This is a genomic window from Halopseudomonas nanhaiensis (assembly GCF_020025155.1).
Taxonomy (GTDB): Bacteria; Pseudomonadota; Gammaproteobacteria; order Pseudomonadales; family Pseudomonadaceae; genus Halopseudomonas; species Halopseudomonas nanhaiensis.
The window spans coordinates 3,621,500-3,637,146 of sequence record NZ_CP073751.1; the positions used below are offsets into that span (position 1 = coordinate 3,621,500).

Consider the following 15,647-nt stretch of genomic DNA (forward strand, 5'->3'; position numbering starts at 1 on the left):
GCACTTCCATAAGCTTTTGCTTATACAACGTAGAAATATTATTCATTTTTCTATATGTCTGGCCAGCCGTAACGTAAATGGCCCGATCACCACCACGAGGAACGGACGTGATCAAGAAGATCCTCATCGCCAACCGTGGCGAAATTGCCGTACGTATCGTGCGTGCCTGCGCCGAGATGGGCATTCGCTCGGTCGCGGTCTTTACCGATGCCGACCGCTATGCCCTGCATGTCAAACGCGCCGACGAGTCGTACAACATCGGCAGCGATCCGCTCGCCGGCTATCTGAACGCGCGTCAGCTGGTCAACGTGGCGGTTGAAACCGGTTGCGACGCATTGCATCCGGGCTATGGTTTTCTGTCGGAAAATGCCGAACTGGCCGAGATCTGCGCGCGGCGCGGCATCAAGTTCATCGGGCCGGACGCCGAGGTCATCCGCCGCATGGGCGACAAGACCGAAGCCCGGCGCAGCATGATCGCCGCAGGCGTACCCGTCACGCCGGGCACCGAAGGCAACCTGGCGGACCTCGACGAAGCATTGAAGGAAGCCGAACGCGTCGGCTATCCGGTCATGCTCAAGGCCACCTCAGGTGGCGGCGGACGCGGCATACGTCGCTGCAACAGCCGCGAAGAGCTGGAACAGGCCTGGCCGCGGGTGATCTCCGAAGCAACCAAGGCATTCGGCTCGGCGGACGTGTTCCTGGAAAAGTGCATCGTCAATCCCAAGCACATCGAGGCGCAGATTCTCGCCGACAGCCACGGCAATACGGTGCATCTGTTCGAGCGCGACTGCTCGATCCAGCGGCGCAACCAGAAACTGATCGAAATAGCACCCAGCCCGCAGCTGACGCCCGAGCAGCGCGCCTACGTGGGCGACCTGGCCGTGCGCGCAGCCCAGGCGGTGGGCTATGAAAACGCCGGGACCGTGGAATTCCTGCTCGCCGAGGGCGACGTGTACTTCATGGAAATGAATACCCGGGTTCAGGTCGAGCACACCATCACCGAACAGATCACCGGCATCGACATCGTGCGTGAGCAGATCCGTATCGCCTCGGGCCTGCCGCTGTCAGTGAAGCAGGAAGACATTCATCACAGCGGCTTCGCCATCCAGTTCCGGGTGAACGCCGAAGACCCGAAGAACAATTTCTTCCCTTCCTTCGGCAAGATCACCCGCTATTACGCCCCTGGTGGCCCTGGTGTGCGGGTCGATACGGCGATCTACACCGGCTACACCATTCCGCCCTTCTACGACTCGATGTGTCTGAAACTGATTGTCTGGGCGCTGAGCTGGGAGGAAGCGCTGGACCGTGGCCTGCGCGCGCTGGACGACATGCGCCTGCAGGGTGTGAAGACCACCACGCCCTACTACCAGGAGATCCTGCGCAACCCCGAGTTTCGTAGCGGGGTGTTCAACACCAGCTTCGTCGAAGCCCATCCGGAGCTGTTGCAGTACTCGGTAAAGCGCAAGCCCGAAGAACTGGCCCTGGCCATCGCCACAGCCATCGCGGCGCATGCCGGACTATGAACCCCAGCGGCAAGCTTGAAGCTGCAAGCTGAAAGAAAAATCTGATCCGCTTGCAGCTTGTCGCTTAAAGCTTGCAGCTAACGAGGAACAGCAAATGAGCACTACACGCACCATCACCGTTACCGACACCATCCTGCGCGATGCCCACCAGTCCCTGCTCGCCACACGCCTGCGCACCGAGGACATGCTGCCGATCTGCCCGAAGCTCGATCAGGTCGGTTACTGGTCGCTGGAAGTATGGGGCGGTGCCACCTTCGACGCCTGCGTGCGCTTTCTCAAGGAAGATCCATGGGAGCGGCTTCGCCAGCTGCGCGAGGCGCTGCCTAACACCCGCCTGCAGATGCTGCTGCGCGGTCAGAACCTGCTGGGCTACCGCCATTACAGCGATGACGTGGTGCGGGCATTCGTGGCCAAGAGTGCCGAGAACGGTATCGACGTCTACCGCATCTTCGATGCCATGAACGATGTGCGCAATCTGGAAACCGCCATCGCTGCGGTCAAGGATGCCGGCAAGCACGCCCAGGGGACCCTCGCCTACACCACCAGCCCGGTCCACACCGTGGACGGCTATGTGAAGCAGGCCAAGGCCATGGCCGCCATGGGCATCGATTCGATCGCCATCAAGGATATGGCCGGCCTGCTGACGCCATTCGCCACCGCCGAGCTGGTCACCGCGTTGAAGGCTGAATTGAGCCTGCCGGTGTTCATTCACTCGCACGACACCGCCGGCATGGCTGCGATGGTTCAGATCAAGGCGATTGAGGCCGGTGCCGACCATATCGATACTGCCATCGGCTCCATGGCCTGGGGCACCAGCCACCCGGGAACTGAGTCGATGGTCGCCGCCCTGCGCGGCACTCCCTATGACACGGGCCTGGACCTGGCACTGATTCAGGACATCAGCCTGTACTTCCATGCCGTGCGCAAGAAGTACCACCAGTTTGAAAGCGAATTCACCGGCGTCGATACCCGCGTGCAGGTCAATCAGGTGCCGGGTGGCATGATGTCCAACCTGGCCAACCAGCTCAAGGAACAGGGCGCGCTCAATCGAATTCAGGATGTGTTCGAAGAAATCCCGCGTGTGCGCGCCGACCTCGGCTACCCGCCGCTGGTCACGCCCACCTCGCAGATCGTTGGAACGCAGGCGGTATTCAACGTGCTCGCCGGTGAGCGCTACAAGACCATCACCAACGAGGTCAAGCTTCTGCTGCAGGGTCGCTACGGTCAGGCGCCCGGCAGCATAAACGAGGACCTGCGTCGCCGCGCAATCGGAACCGAAGAGGTCATCGATGTGCGGCCGGCCGACCTGATCCCGCCGGAGATGGACAAGCTGCGCAAGGAAGTGGGCACGCTGGCCCAGAGCGAAGAAGACGTTCTGACGTATGCCATGTTCCCGGACATAGGCCGCAAGTTCCTCGAAGAGCGCGCCGCCGGTACGCTCAAGCCGGAGGCGTTGCTGCCGATCCCCGACGGCAGCGGTGCCAAGCCGATGGCGCAGGAGGGCAGCCCGACCGAGTTCATCATCGATGTCCACGGCGAAACCTACCGGGTCGATATTACCGGCGTCAGCGTCAAGGGCGACGGCAAGCGGCACTTCTATCTGAGCCTGGATGGCATGCCGGAAGAGGCGGTGTTCGAGTCCTTGAACAGCTACGCTGGCGGCAGCGGTGGCGGGCAGCGCAAACAGGCCAGCCAGCCGGGCCACGTCACCACCAGCATGCCCGGCAACGTGGTCGACGTGCTGGTTCAGGTGGGTGATGCAGTCAAGGCCGGCCAGGCAGTACTGGTGAGCGAAGCGATGAAAATGGAAAGCGAGATCCAGGCTGGCGTCGACGGCACCGTGAAAGCGGTCAACGTGGTCAAGGGCGACCGGGTGAACCCCGGTGAAATCCTCATCGAAATCGAGTGAGCCGGTAACGACAATCCGTTCGGAGGACATGCATGGGGTTCGATCCGGTAGTTCTGTTTTTCGTGTTCGGTCTGTTCGCAGGCCTGGTCAGGAGCGAACTCAAGCTTCCGCCCGGGCTGTATGACACGCTATCGATCATCCTGCTGCTGGCAATAGGTCTGCACGGCGGGGTCGAGCTGGCCGAACAGGCCAGCCCGGCCCTGCTCGGTCAGACGGCCGCAGTGCTGGTACTGGGTATAGCGCTGCCGCTGGTGGCCTTTCCGGTGCTGCGGGTGCTGCGCTTCAACCGCACCGACGCGGCCAGCATCGCGGCACACTACGGCTCGGTGAGTGCCGCGACCTTTGCAGTGGTCATTGCCTACCTGATCTCGCAGGGCATCGACTTCGAAAGTTACATGCCGCTGTTCGTTGCCGTGCTGGAGATTCCGGCAATCATCGTCGGGATTCTGTTGGCCAAGGGCGTCAGTCGCGATACCGACTGGAAGTCGCTGAGCCACGAGGTATTCCTCGGCAAGAGCATCATGCTGCTTCTGGGCGGTCTGGCCATCGGTGTGCTGGCTGGAAAGCAGGCCATTGCTCCGCTGGAGCCGCTGTATACCAGCATGTTCAAACCGGTACTGGCCTTCTTCCTGCTGGAGATGGGGCTGATTGCGTCGCGGCACCTGGGCAGCCTGCGCACCGCCGGCCTGCGTCTGGCTGTCTTTGCGCTGGGATTCCCGCTGTTCGGTGCCGTCTGCGGCGCGTTCCTTGGCAACTTCCTCGGCCTTTCGGTCGGCGGAATGACCGTGCTTGCCACACTGGCGGCCAGCGGCTCCTACATCGCGGTGCCCGCCGCCATGCGCCTGGCTCTGCCTGAAGCCAACCCGGCGCTTTCGCTGACCGCGTCGCTGGGCATTACCTTCCCGTTCAATATACTGGTCGGCATTCCCCTGTACCTGTCGCTGGCCCAGTGGCTGAGCAAGTGAGGCAAATCCCATGAGCATGCCTACCCGTACCCTGTTGACCATCATCTGTGAAGCCCCGCTGGAATCGCGTCTGCTGCGCGACCTCGAGCAGCACGGCGCCCCGGGCTGGACAATCTCCGATGCGCGGGGGCGAGGAAGTCGGGGCGTACGCAGCGCCGGCTGGGACAATGACGGCAACATCCGAGTGGAAGTGATCTGCACGCACGAGATCGCCGAGCAGATTGCCCATCACGTGCAGGAAAAGTATTACGCCAACTTCGCCATGGTGTGCTTTCTGTCGGAGGTCGAAGTCCTGCGTCCGCAGAAGTTCCAGTCCAGAAGCTGAGCAGGGCCGGGCAGCGCTGATGCTGGTGGCTTGTCGCCGGTGGCTGACTTATAATTCCCCGCTTTTCGTTTCTGCCGCGCAGGCGGCACCACTGAGCGAGGCACCGCAATGACCGCACTGGTAGGCGTGATCATGGGTTCGAAGTCCGACTGGTCCACCCTAAGCCATACGGCTGACATGCTGGATCAACTGGGCATCCCCCACGAGGTGAAGGTGGTGTCCGCACACCGCACCCCTGATCTGCTGTTTCAGTACGCCGACGAGGCCGCCGGCCGCGGTATAGAAGTCATCATTGCCGGGGCCGGAGGTGCTGCCCACCTGCCAGGCATGTGTGCTGCCAAGACGCATCTGCCGGTTCTCGGCGTGCCCGTTCAGTCGTCCATGCTCTCGGGTGTCGACTCGCTGCTGTCCATCGTGCAGATGCCCGCCGGCGTACCGGTGGCGACGCTGGCGATCGGCAAGGCCGGTGCCATCAACGCTGCGCTGCTGTCGGCGAGCATCCTTGGCGCCAAGCATCCGCAGTTCCACCAGGCACTGAAGGACTTCCGCACCCGCCAGACCGATACGGTGCTGGACAACCCCGACCCGCGTCAGGCCTGAGGAATCGAACCATGAAGATCGGCGTCATTGGTGGCGGTCAACTCGGCCGCATGCTCGCCCTGGCGGGCACTCCGCTCGGCCAGCAGTTCGCTTTCCTCGACCCGGCCCCTGATGCCTGCGCTCAGGCGCTGGGTGAACACATCAGGGCCGACTACAGCGACCGCGACCATCTGCGCCAGCTGGCTGATGAAGTCGACGTGGTGACCTTCGAGTTCGAGAGTGTACCGGCTGATACCGTCGCCTTTCTCTCGCAGTTCGTGCCCGTTTACCCCAACGCCGAGTCGCTGCGAATCGCGCGCGATCGCTGGTTTGAAAAGTCGATGTTCCAGGAGCTGGGCATCCCGACTCCGGAATTCGCCGACATCCAGTCCCAGGACAACCTCGAGCTGGCGGTCAAGCGCATCGGTCTGCCTGCGGTCATGAAGACCCGCACTCTGGGCTATGACGGTAAGGGGCAGAAGGTACTGCGCACACCGGAAGATGTGCATGGTGCCTTCGCCGAGCTGGGCAGCGTGCCCTGTCTGCTGGAGGGCTTCGTGCCCTTCACCGGCGAAGTGTCGCTGATTGCCGTACGCGCCCAGGACGGCCAGACGCGATTCTATCCGCTGGTACACAATACCCATGAGCAGGGCATCCTGCGCCTGTCGGTAGCCAGCACCTGCCACCCGCTTCAGGCGCTGGCGGAAGATTACGCCAGCCGGGTTCTCGGCCGGCTCGACTACGTAGGTGTGCTGGCCTTCGAGTTCTTCGAAATCGACGGCGGGCTCAAGGCCAACGAAATCGCTCCCCGGGTTCATAATTCCGGGCACTGGACCATCGAAGGGGCCGAGTGCAGCCAGTTCGAAAATCATCTTCGGGCCATCGCCGGCCTGCCGCTGGGCTCTACCGCCAAGGTGGGTGAAAGCGCGATGCTCAACTTCATTGGCCAAGTGCCGCCAGTCGCCGACGTCACCGGCATTGCCGACTGTCATCTGCACCACTACGGCAAGGCGTTCAAGACAGGCCGCAAGGTCGGCCATGCTACGCTGCGCTGCAACGATGCAGCCTCCCTTCAAGCGCGTATTGCCGAGCTCCAGGCGCTGATCGAACGTCACTGACGATGCGATGGGTTGCACCTCGCCGGGCTTGCCGGCGAGGTTCGAATCGTCGAGCATAGCGCTCGTTAACTGCCCGATCCGGGCGACCCGGGTACTGCCTGCTTCCACTCCCCCCGACGGTGTACCATGCGAATCATCCGCTTTGCGCTGCTGATGCTGTTCTCCGGTCTGGTGTATGCAGCGCCCACCGAGGTCGACTGGCTGGACCTGCTCCCCGAAGAGGACTATCAGGCGATGCTCGATATGCCCGAGATCGGCCACGACGGCGGCGAGGAACTGCCCGGCGACTTCACCGCGAGCATGCGTCAGCGTGATGACTCGCTGCCCGAGGTCATGTATTCGCGGCGGGTGGTGCAGACTTTCGACGGCAAGCAGGTCGAAATCGGTGGCTATCCGGTGCCTCTGGAGACCAACGAAGCGGGTGCATACACGCTTTTCTTCCTGGTGCCGTACGCAGGCGCCTGCATCCATGTGCCACCGCCGCCGCCGAATCAGATCATCGTGGTGGAGTATCCCCGGGGAATGCGCATCGACGACATATACATCCCTCTGTCGGTGACCGGCACGCTACGGGTGGATCAGACCAGCAACGAACTGGCCGATGCCAGTTACAGTCTCGTCGCTGACGACGTCACACCCTACGAAGGCGAATAACCGCTTACACTTTCACCCAGCCGGGCGATTCGATTGTCATATCGAACCGGTATGCTGTCGTCGTGTTATCACCGAAGCATGGAGTCAGAATGGAAACGCTCTTGGGCCTGATAGCCCTGACCATCGTCGTCGTGGTGTACCTGCGGCGCTGGTTGTTGAAAAAGGATATTCCTCAGCAGCAGACCACCGCTTTTCATGGTGAGCTGTTCCAGATTGGCGAAGCGTGCCTGGCACGCCACACAGTTGAGAACCCCAGCACCACCGTGGTCGTCGTGCACGGCTTCGTTGAGAATTTCATGTACTTTTCCGCGCATTACAGCGATCCCGGTATCGAACTTATCAAGCTGACATGCGCGGACTATCACGTCCCGGTGGCCAGACCGGTCTATACGAAGGTGGACTGGGCCAGGGCGCCGGACTACATCGCAGGAACCATCGCGTACGATGCGGCCGTGCTCAATCTGGCACTGGAGCATCTCGTCAGCACGCGTCAGGTGCGCGTACACGGCCATTCCCGAGGAGGCGCGGTCACGCTGGAAGCTGCCCGTCAGCGGCCGGACCTGTTCCAGTCCGTGGAGGTCGTCCTTGAGGCGCCAGTGCTCCCGCAAGGCAAGCCCTATCGCCCGCTACCGGCACTGGCTCGCTGGCTGTTCCCGTTCTTTCTGGCGCTATGGCAGCAGCAGCCAATCTCCGAGCGCAACCGCGCGGTGTGGGGTTCGCTGGACAACCCCCGCAAACGCGAGCTCATCTGGGGCTTTCCGTTCAACGCCAGGCATTGCACCACCCTGGTTACCAATATCCATGACATGAACAGCTGGATGACCGAGACAGGAACCGACATCTACCGCTGCGTGCAGCGCGGTGCGGTGATCGTGCCAAGCCGGGACAAGGTGCTCGATCCACGCGCAATGCTCGCCAGTGCGCGCCAGGCAGAGAACCTGCAGATCATCGAGACCCAGGATTGCAGCCACTTCGTCATCCTGGACCAGCCCGAAGCCATTCCGCCGTTGCAGCATGGTTGAGCGGCTGTACACCTTCGAACCGGTCGGCGTCGTCCGGTCCTGCTTCGCCGAGAAATTCGCCATTCCGCGGCAACCCCGCCTGGCACCCGCCGCGCGGGGCGTGGTTGAACTGCTTCCCCCCTATGATCAGCCAGAAGCACTGGACGGTCTGGAACAGGCCTCACACCTGTGGCTGCTCTTCGTATTCCATGCAGCGCCCAGCGGCCCCGATCACCTGCGTGTACGCCCGCCGCGCCTGGGAGGTAATCGCCGGATCGGCGTCTTCGCCAGCCGGGCCACGCACCGTCCCAATCCCATCGGTCAGTCGGTGGTGCGGCTCGACGCCGTCGCTGGCGGCCGTCTGCATGTGTCGGGCATTGATCTGCTGGACGGCACACCAGTGCTCGACATCAAACCTTACGTGCCCTACGCCGATCTGGTGGCCGATGCGCACTACGGCCTCGCCGAGGCGGCCCCCCGGTTGCTCTCCGTGCGTTGGCAAGGCGAGGCGCTCGAAGCGGCGCGCATCCACGGGCAGCGGCTGGGCGAGCCAGTGCTCGAGCTGATCGAACAATGTCTGGCTCAGGACCCGAAGCCGGCCTATCAGCGGCCGGCACCGGACCGGGAATATGGCGTACGGTTATGGGACCTGAATGTTCGCTGGCATTACCCGGACGCCGGTCAAATCTGCGTACTGGCGGTTTCGAAGGTCTGACGCCGGACACCGCCGGCCTTTGACAAGTTGCGGTTTCTGGTTTGAGATCAGAGCACATAGACGTCAGGGGACCTGCCATGTACCGCGCTGCTGTGGAAGAGCTGGATGCGTTCATCACCACCCACCCGAACATAACGACATTCCAGTTGCTGCTTTGCGATAGCGGCGGCATTTTGCGCGGCAAGCACCTGCGGCGCGAGGAAATGCGCGCTTTGTACGAGCACGGCCGAGCGCTGCCGAGTTCGCTGATGGGGTTGACCCTGCGCGGAGAGGATGTCGAGGAGACCGGCCTGGTCTGGGACGTCGGCGATGCAGACGGCATTGCGTTCCCGGTCACCGGAAGTCTACGTCCTGTGCCCTGGCTTACCGATACCGCGCAGGTTCAGGTCATGCTGGACAGCGAGCGGGGCGGGTATGGGCGGCATGCCGATCCGCGCGCCCTGCTCATGGACGTGATCGCCGGGTTGCAGCGTGACGGGCTGCACCCGGTGATGGCGGGTGAGCTCGAATTCTACCTGCTCGAGGAAGACGACAGCGGCCGGGTCCTCCCGGCGCGTCTGAGCAACGGTCGGCGGCCCCAGGACCCCGGCGTATACGGCATCGACGAGCTGGAAGGTGCGATGCCCTTCCTGGAGGCCCTGTACGCCGCATGCGAAGTACAGGGCATACCCGCACGTACGGCGATTTCAGAATACGGCTGCGGTCAGCTGGAGATCACGCTGGAGCACCGTAGCTGCGCACTGCAGGCAATGGACGAAACCCTCCTCTACAAGCGCCTGGTCAAGGCCGTGGCGGCGCAGCAGGGTCTGATTGCGTGCTTCATGGCCAAACCCTTCGCCGGAATGGTTGGCAACGGTTTCCACCTGCACATCAGTCTGGCCGACGAAGCGGGCAACAATCTGTTCGCCAGCGAAGCGCCGGAGGGTACCCCGCTCCTGCGCCAATCGATCGCCGGGCTACAGACCAGCCTCGCCGACAGCATGGCGCTGTTCTGCCCCAACGCCAACTCCTACCGGCGCTTCCAGAGCCACAGTTACGCCCCTGTGGCGCCGACATGGGGCGTGAACAATCGAACGGTGGCGTTTCGTGTTCCCCTCGGCCCTGCTTCCAGCCGACATGTTGAGCATCGTATCTGCGGTGCCGACGCCAACCCCTATCTGGCTGCCGCCGCCGTGCTCGCCGGGATGCACCGTGGCATTCGCGAGCGGATGGATCCCGGCCCGGCTGTGGACGGCAACGGTTACGCGCAACAGCGCGAGCCAATGAGTCTGGAGTGGCACTCCGCGCTGGAACGGCTGGAGCGGTCAGCCTGGGCGCGCAACATGCTCGGCACACGCTTTCTGGACATCTTCTTGGCGGTCAAGCGCGCCGAATATCGGCAGTTCATGGGCGAGGTGGGCCAGCAGGATTACGATTGGTACCTGCATCGCGCCTGAGGTGCCGGCGTGGCATACTGGCGTTCATTTTCCAAGGACCGCAGGGCATGATTGATCTCGGACACGTCGCGCTTATGTTGCTGGGAGGCCTGATCGTCGCCTGGCTCTGGCGCGGCCTGGGTGCGAGAGACCGGGCGCTTGCCATGGTCCGCCAGCACTGCGATCGCAGCGATCTGCAGCTGCTCGACGAAAGCATCGCGTTGACCAACCTGCGCGTCGGCCGCAACCAACGCTCGCGCCTCGGGGTCGTTCGACGATACGGCTTCGAGTTCACCGTCACCGGTGAGCGCCGCTACCCCGGTTGGATCGAGTTGCACGGGCAACGGTTGCTGAGAATCGAGCTCGCCCCTCATCCCTTCCCGGGTGCACCGGGCGAACCACCGGTCGACGCGCCGAGCAATGTCCACTACCTGCGTTAGACCGCGTACGTTGCGTTCCACGTGGAACGCAGCTGCGGAGAGCTGACTTGCCTGAGCCGAAAACCCTCTCCCAGATACCGACCCACCTCATTGCCGGTCCGCTCGGGGCGGGAAAGACCAGCCTGCTCACCGCCCTGCTCGCCCAGCGGCCGCCCGCAGAGCACTGGGCAATCCTGGTCAACGAGTTCGGCCAAGTCGGTGTGGATGCCGCCCTGCTGGGCACGACCGGCCACCCGGACGTCACCATCAGCGAAATACCCGGCGGCTGCTTGTGCTGCGTCAACGGCGTGCCGTTTCAAGTCGGCCTTGGGAGGTTGCTCAGACGGTCCCGACCCGACCGGCTGTTTATCGAGACGTCAGGCCTGGGCCACCCTGCCGCGCTTGTCCGACAGCTCGCAGAGCCGCCCTGGCGGAATGTACTGCACCTGCATCCTCTGGTGATGGTGCTCGACGCGGCCTCTCTGGCTGCCGGTGGCACGCTTGCTGGACACCAGTCCGACGCACTGCATGTGGCCGGTATGCTGCTCATGAACAAGGCCGAAACGCTGGACTCGGCAGCGCGAGCGTCCCTTGCACAGCGTCTGCCCCGGATCGAGCTGATGTGGTGTTCACACGGGCAGATCCCCTTCGACACGCTTCCTCTGGCTGCGCTTCACGAGCTCGCCGATACACCCGAGACCGGCGAGCTGCCCGATGGACCTCAGCCCCCGCCGCGCCTATGGCGTTCCACCGATGACTGGCTTCGCCGCGAACAGCAGACGCAATCGGAATTCAGTGTGGGCTGGCAGATGCATCCGTCGATACGCTTTGATCGGCATGCACTTCATGGATGGTTGCTGCAAGCGAACTGGATACGCGCCAAGGCCGTGGTGCATACGGCATCGGGGTGGCTCGCGGTCAATGGACTCCCGGGCTCCGAATTGACCTGGTCGGTGGTGGGCCCGCGTGGGGATAATCGCCTTGAGCTGATCATGACCGCGAGCATTGATGTCGCGGTCCTGGAGGATGGCTTGCGGCGCACCGTAGTAGGCAGCTAATGTAGCCATTTTTGCGAGCGAACCATCCCGTGCAACGCCTGACCCTGCTCTGCCTTTTACTTTTCGCATGTCCTGCGCTCGCGATGGCCGATGCCTGTCTAATAGAGTCAGTTGATGATGGCGTAGCCATACGCATGTGTCAGCAGAATCAGAGCATCCCGCCGCAGCTCTTCGAGAGCAGCTTTTGCCAGCCGCAGATCCCGGATCGTGAATTCGATGTTCGCATGATGGAGGATTGCCCGAGCGGGGCGTATGGGGTGTGCGAAGGCGCGCGTACGCCGGGTGTCGCCTATCAGCAGTCCATCCACTACTACTCCGAGCCGGACGATACCCCGGTGCTTCGGGCTTACTGCGAGGAGATCAGCCAGGGTGCCTGGCGCGCGCTCGAGCGTTAGTCGCGGGGCGGGGGCTGGTCCTCACGACCACTGATATCGACGGACTGACCCACTTGCAGATCAAGCTGCTCGATGGTGCCGGCTGGCACCTCGATGACAAAGCGTAACGGCCGATCAGCCCGGTACAGCGCACACGGCATCGACTCACAGGGCGGCACGCCCTCGAACAGATGGGTGATTTGCGCCTGTTCATCCAGATAAACCAGGTCCAGCGGGATATGCATGTTGCGCATCCAGATCACTGGCGTGATGCCGGGCGGAAAGTCGAAAAGCATACCGGTGCCTGCTGCCAACTCGTTCCTGCCCATCAGACCCTGTCGCCGCGACTGCGCATCGTCAGCCACTTCGAGAATGAAAGGCTCGCCAGCCAACCGCGCCGTCAGTTCGTCAGCGCTGACCATCCCGGCGCCGAGAAGGCACCCGAGGACAGGTAGCAGGCGGAGCAGACCCAACGTCATACGGTGTCCTTGAGCAGGTTCTGATAGACCATGTTAGTCAGATATAGCCGTTCCTGCTCGCTCAGGCTATGAAACTCCACGCCGGTGGCGACGAACTCGGCCGTACCCTCCTCCTGCCGCTGCACGGCTCGGACGCGTCCCCTCAACGTGAGATAGACATCGAGCCCCGAAGGATTGATGCGAAACGACACCTTTATCTCATCGTCCTTGTCGGCAATAGGACTGCGCGACAGCATCCGCGCCCCGCCCAGACTGAGATCGACGATTCGTGCTGCGCCAGGACCGCAAGGCGCCACGGTGGAGGCTACCAGATTGACCGTTACCCGGGCCGAGCTGCGGATACGCATCGACTGTACCGTCTCGGGATACGCCAGATGCAGGTACGGGTAGGGAGTGAGCTGCGACTTGAGCACGCGGGTGCGATAGGCCACCGCATCCTTGCCGACAAAGCCACGGACAAGAAACTGCTGGCCTTCCTTGATGAACACCAGCCGGCCGTGTAGCGTCGGTGCCGTCACCATCAGACTGACCGGCGCATGAACACCGATCATGCGAACCTGGTAGCGTTCGGTGGAATGTCCATGCAACGACTGCAGCTGGACAGGGTCGCCCGGGGCGAGCTGAATCTGAGCCATGCTGCAGGTCTGCACCTCGGGCGCAGCAGGCTCCGGCTTGTCGGCTTCGGCGCTGAGTGGAACGCAGCGATACAGGCCGAGCTTGAGCAACTGCGCCAGCAGGGCCGGGTTGTCGATTACGCTGGACTCCCTGAACAGCACGGTACCTTCAGCGTCGAGCAGGTTCCAGGGTAGCGGCGTATCGAGGGCGACCTCATCATCCTTGAGCATTATCAGGGGCAAGCTTGCTTCTCCAGTGGCCACTGTTCCCTCGAGTGCCTAATGTAACAGCGCATATGGCACTCTGATACTACATAAGTTCCCCTGCCGACCGCTGGTTGATGCAATTCAATCGCTGGATTTTTCAGGTCGCTTCCAGCTGTCAATGTTGCGCTGACGCGCTCGCCCTACCGCGAGTGAACCGTCCGGGACATCCTGAGTGATGGTTGAGCCAGCGCCCGTCACGGCCCCTGCCCCGACACGGACCGGCGCGACCAGCGCCGTGTTCGATCCAATGAACGCGCCATCACCCATCTGCGTGACGAATTTGTTCACGCCGTCATAGTTGCAGGTAATGGTCCCGGCTCCGACGTTGACGTTCTGGCCGACGACTGCATCGCCGATATAGGACAGATGATTGACCTTGGAGCCGTCACCGATATCGGCCTTTTTCGTTTCCACGAAATTGCCGATACGCGCGCTGCGTCCCAGACGCGTCCCCGGGCGCAGCCGCGCATAGGGTCCGATGTCGCAGTGGTTGCCCACCTCGCTCCCATCGATGTGGCTATACGCCTTGATCACGCTGCCGGAGCGGATAACGCTGTCGCGAATCACGCAGTGGGCCCCTATTTCGACCTGGTCCTCTATCACCACCCGACCCTCAAGGATCACGTTGATGTCGATGAACACGTCCCGGCCAACCGTGACCTCGCCGCGTACGTCGATCCTCGCCGGGTCTGTCAGCGTTGCGCCTTCGTCCATCAGACGACGCGCCTGACGGCTCTGGAAAGCACGCTCGAGCACCGCCAGCTGCTGCCGGTTGTTGGCGCCCATCACCTCGAGTTCGTCGGCTGGCTGCGCCACCTCTACTGGCACCGCGTCGGCAACGGCCATGGCGACCACGTCGGTGAGGTAGTACTCGCCCTGCGCGTTATTGCTGGACAGGCTATTGAGCCAGCCCGCCGCACGCGAGCCTGGCAGCGCCATGATGCCGGTGTTGGCTTCGGTGACCAGCCGTTGCTCGGGCGTGGCATCCTTCTGCTCGACGATTGCCTGAACCCGGTCTGCGGCATCGCGAATGATGCGCCCGTACCCCGTCGGGTCGGCCATGTCGACCGTCAACAGGCCAAGCGCCTGGGCACCGGCCTGGGCACTGAGTGTTCGCAGCGTGTCGACCTGCAACAAGGGTACGTCGCCGTACAGCACGAGGATCTGGTCTGCGGTATCGATCGCTGGCAGGGCCTGGGCCACTGCGTGCCCGGTGCCCAGCTGCTCGGTCTGCATCACCCAGTTGATATCAGCGGCTTCCAGTGTCTGCCTGACGACCTCGGCCCCATGGCCGATCACCACATGGATTCGCTTCGGTGACAGGGCGCGGGCGCAGTCTATGACGTGTCCCAACATCGGTTTGCCGGCAACAGCGTGAAGAACCTTGGGAAGCGCCGAGCGCATGCGGGTGCCCTGTCCGGCGGCGAGAATGACGACGTGAAGATTCATGGATAAAGCCTGGTCAGCGAACGAATGCACGGATGATAACAAAAGCAGGGCGGGGCGGGCGTGCACTCATGATCGTTGGATCGTTGGATCGTTGGAAGGCTGGAGGCTGGAGGCTGGAGGCTGGAGGCTGGAGGCTGGAGGCTGGAGGCTGGAGGCTGGACAGTGTGGTTTGGTGGGGTGTGGTTGCAAGCGATGTCAGCAAACTTCAAGCTTGTAGCTTCAAGCGTTAAGCGTTAAGCGTTAAGCGTTAAGCGTTAAGCATCGACACGCGAATGGTGCTTGCGCGGGGGGGCGTAACCAAAGAAAAAGGCAGCCTAGGCTGCCTTTCTGCGACTTACCGGTTGTTGAGCGCCGGTCCGCCGTACTTCTTCCGCAATTCCTGCACGGTACGCAGCTGAGCCGCGGCTTCGGCAAGGCGGGCGGATGCGGAGCCGTAATCGAACTCTGCGCCCTTCTCGCTGAGCGCACGCTCGGCGGCCTGCTTGGCTTCGGCAGCTGCGGCTTCGTCGATGTCGCCGGCACGGATCGCCGTGTCGGCAAGCACCTTGACCATGCCCGGCTGAATCTCGAGGAAGCCGCCAGAGATATAAAACACCTCTTCGCCGCCCTCCTGCTTGATCACCCGTACCGGACCCGGCTTCAGATCGGTGAGCAGCGGCGTGTGGCCCGGGAGGATACCCAGATCACCCATGTTGCCGTGCGCCACGACCATCTCTACCAGGCCGGAGAACAGCTCTTCTTCTGCGCTTACGATATCGCAGTGCACTGTCATAGCCATATCAT

At 62.6% G+C, this 15,647-nt stretch carries 17 protein-coding genes; 13 read left to right on the plus strand and 4 right to left on the minus strand.

What is annotated here, in order from left to right:
- Positions 1-107: 107 nt before the first annotated feature.
- The 13 genes from KEM63_RS16750 (at position 108) to KEM63_RS16810 (ending at position 12,076) form a co-directional block, all read left to right on the plus strand.
- Complete coding sequence (locus KEM63_RS16750) at positions 108-1,523, plus strand: acetyl-CoA carboxylase biotin carboxylase subunit (RefSeq protein ID WP_223653698.1); 1,416 nt, start codon at positions 108-110, stop codon at positions 1,521-1,523.
- A gap of 94 nt (positions 1,524-1,617) precedes the next feature.
- Entirely contained in the window at positions 1,618-3,432 is a 1,815-nt protein-coding gene (oadA, locus tag KEM63_RS16755; RefSeq protein WP_223653699.1) for a sodium-extruding oxaloacetate decarboxylase subunit alpha, read from the plus strand.
- A gap of 32 nt (positions 3,433-3,464) precedes the next feature.
- Positions 3,465-4,397 (plus strand): sodium-dependent bicarbonate transport family permease, encoded by a 933-nt coding sequence (locus KEM63_RS16760; protein WP_223653700.1) that lies wholly within the window; start codon positions 3,465-3,467, stop codon positions 4,395-4,397.
- Between the two features lie 10 nt (positions 4,398-4,407).
- Entirely contained in the window at positions 4,408-4,722 is a 315-nt protein-coding gene (locus tag KEM63_RS16765; protein ID WP_223653702.1) for a P-II family nitrogen regulator, read from the plus strand.
- 108 nt (positions 4,723-4,830) lie between these two features.
- Complete coding sequence (gene purE / locus KEM63_RS16770) at positions 4,831-5,322, plus strand: 5-(carboxyamino)imidazole ribonucleotide mutase (RefSeq protein ID WP_223653704.1); 492 nt, start codon at positions 4,831-4,833, stop codon at positions 5,320-5,322.
- Positions 5,323-5,333: 11 nt separating this feature from the next.
- Complete coding sequence (locus KEM63_RS16775) at positions 5,334-6,419, plus strand: 5-(carboxyamino)imidazole ribonucleotide synthase (protein WP_223653705.1); 1,086 nt, start codon at positions 5,334-5,336, stop codon at positions 6,417-6,419.
- 126 nt (positions 6,420-6,545) lie between these two features.
- Positions 6,546-7,073, plus strand: a complete 528-nt coding sequence (locus tag KEM63_RS16780; RefSeq protein WP_223653709.1) for a DUF3299 domain-containing protein — start codon at positions 6,546-6,548, stop codon at positions 7,071-7,073.
- Between the two features lie 89 nt (positions 7,074-7,162).
- Positions 7,163-8,095 carry an alpha/beta fold hydrolase gene (locus KEM63_RS16785; RefSeq protein WP_223653711.1) on the plus strand — a complete coding sequence of 311 codons (933 nt, stop codon included), beginning with the start codon at positions 7,163-7,165 and terminating at the stop codon, positions 8,093-8,095.
- On the plus strand, positions 8,088-8,789 hold the full coding sequence (gene tsaA / locus KEM63_RS16790; protein ID WP_223653713.1) for a tRNA (N6-threonylcarbamoyladenosine(37)-N6)-methyltransferase TrmO: 702 nt from the start codon (positions 8,088-8,090) through the stop codon (positions 8,787-8,789). Before KEM63_RS16785 ends, tsaA begins: the two co-directional genes overlap by 8 nt.
- 77 nt (positions 8,790-8,866) lie before the next feature.
- Complete coding sequence (locus tag KEM63_RS16795) at positions 8,867-10,225, plus strand: glutamine synthetase family protein (RefSeq protein ID WP_223653715.1); 1,359 nt, start codon at positions 8,867-8,869, stop codon at positions 10,223-10,225.
- Between the two features lie 47 nt (positions 10,226-10,272).
- Complete coding sequence (locus KEM63_RS16800; protein WP_223653717.1) at positions 10,273-10,644, plus strand: DUF3301 domain-containing protein; 372 nt, start codon at positions 10,273-10,275, stop codon at positions 10,642-10,644.
- Between the two features lie 47 nt (positions 10,645-10,691).
- Positions 10,692-11,681 (plus strand): CobW family GTP-binding protein, encoded by a 990-nt coding sequence (locus KEM63_RS16805; RefSeq protein ID WP_223653718.1) that lies wholly within the window; start codon positions 10,692-10,694, stop codon positions 11,679-11,681.
- 134 nt (positions 11,682-11,815) lie between these two features.
- On the plus strand, positions 11,816-12,076 hold the full coding sequence (locus tag KEM63_RS16810; RefSeq protein ID WP_223653720.1) for an NADH:ubiquinone oxidoreductase: 261 nt from the start codon (positions 11,816-11,818) through the stop codon (positions 12,074-12,076).
- On the opposite strand, the gene KEM63_RS16815 is transcribed toward KEM63_RS16810, so the two are convergent.
- From KEM63_RS16815 to KEM63_RS16830, 4 genes are all read right to left on the minus strand, one after another.
- Complete coding sequence (locus KEM63_RS16815) at positions 12,073-12,534, minus strand: DUF192 domain-containing protein (RefSeq protein ID WP_223653722.1); 462 nt, start codon at positions 12,532-12,534, stop codon at positions 12,073-12,075. The two genes, KEM63_RS16810 and KEM63_RS16815, sit on opposite strands and share 4 nt — an antisense overlap.
- Positions 12,531-13,391 (minus strand): flagellar brake protein, encoded by an 861-nt coding sequence (locus KEM63_RS16820; protein ID WP_223653724.1) that lies wholly within the window; start codon positions 13,389-13,391, stop codon positions 12,531-12,533. The genes KEM63_RS16815 and KEM63_RS16820 overlap by 4 nt, the downstream gene beginning before the upstream one ends.
- A 105-nt stretch (positions 13,392-13,496) precedes the next feature.
- Positions 13,497-14,864, minus strand: a complete 1,368-nt coding sequence (gene glmU / locus KEM63_RS16825; protein WP_223653727.1) for a bifunctional UDP-N-acetylglucosamine diphosphorylase/glucosamine-1-phosphate N-acetyltransferase GlmU — start codon at positions 14,862-14,864, stop codon at positions 13,497-13,499.
- A gap of 334 nt (positions 14,865-15,198) precedes the next feature.
- The gene (locus tag KEM63_RS16830; protein WP_223653729.1) at positions 15,199-15,642 is read right to left on the minus strand and encodes a F0F1 ATP synthase subunit epsilon; all 444 of its coding nucleotides are present in this window, start codon (positions 15,640-15,642) and stop codon (positions 15,199-15,201) included.
- Positions 15,643-15,647 lie beyond the last annotated feature (5 nt).

Coding starts and splice junctions, on each gene's coding strand:
- KEM63_RS16775 (WP_223653705.1), top strand. CDS start 5,334: ATGAAGATCGGCGTCATTGGTGGCGGTCAACTCGGCCGCATGCTCGCC.
- KEM63_RS16795 (WP_223653715.1), top strand. CDS start 8,867: ATGTACCGCGCTGCTGTGGAAGAGCTGGATGCGTTCATCACCACCCAC.
- KEM63_RS16815 (WP_223653722.1), bottom strand. CDS start 12,534: ATGACGTTGGGTCTGCTCCGCCTGCTACCTGTCCTCGGGTGCCTTCTC.
- oadA (WP_223653699.1), top strand. CDS start 1,618: ATGAGCACTACACGCACCATCACCGTTACCGACACCATCCTGCGCGAT.
- KEM63_RS16765 (WP_223653702.1), top strand. CDS start 4,408: ATGAGCATGCCTACCCGTACCCTGTTGACCATCATCTGTGAAGCCCCG.
- glmU (WP_223653727.1), bottom strand. CDS start 14,864: ATGAATCTTCACGTCGTCATTCTCGCCGCCGGACAGGGCACCCGCATG.
- purE (WP_223653704.1), top strand. CDS start 4,831: ATGACCGCACTGGTAGGCGTGATCATGGGTTCGAAGTCCGACTGGTCC.
- KEM63_RS16830 (WP_223653729.1), bottom strand. CDS start 15,642: ATGGCTATGACAGTGCACTGCGATATCGTAAGCGCAGAAGAAGAGCTG.
- KEM63_RS16760 (WP_223653700.1), top strand. CDS start 3,465: ATGGGGTTCGATCCGGTAGTTCTGTTTTTCGTGTTCGGTCTGTTCGCA.
- KEM63_RS16780 (WP_223653709.1), top strand. CDS start 6,546: ATGCGAATCATCCGCTTTGCGCTGCTGATGCTGTTCTCCGGTCTGGTG.
- KEM63_RS16785 (WP_223653711.1), top strand. CDS start 7,163: ATGGAAACGCTCTTGGGCCTGATAGCCCTGACCATCGTCGTCGTGGTG.
- KEM63_RS16800 (WP_223653717.1), top strand. CDS start 10,273: ATGATTGATCTCGGACACGTCGCGCTTATGTTGCTGGGAGGCCTGATC.
- tsaA (WP_223653713.1), top strand. CDS start 8,088: ATGGTTGAGCGGCTGTACACCTTCGAACCGGTCGGCGTCGTCCGGTCC.
- KEM63_RS16810 (WP_223653720.1), top strand. CDS start 11,816: ATGTGTCAGCAGAATCAGAGCATCCCGCCGCAGCTCTTCGAGAGCAGC.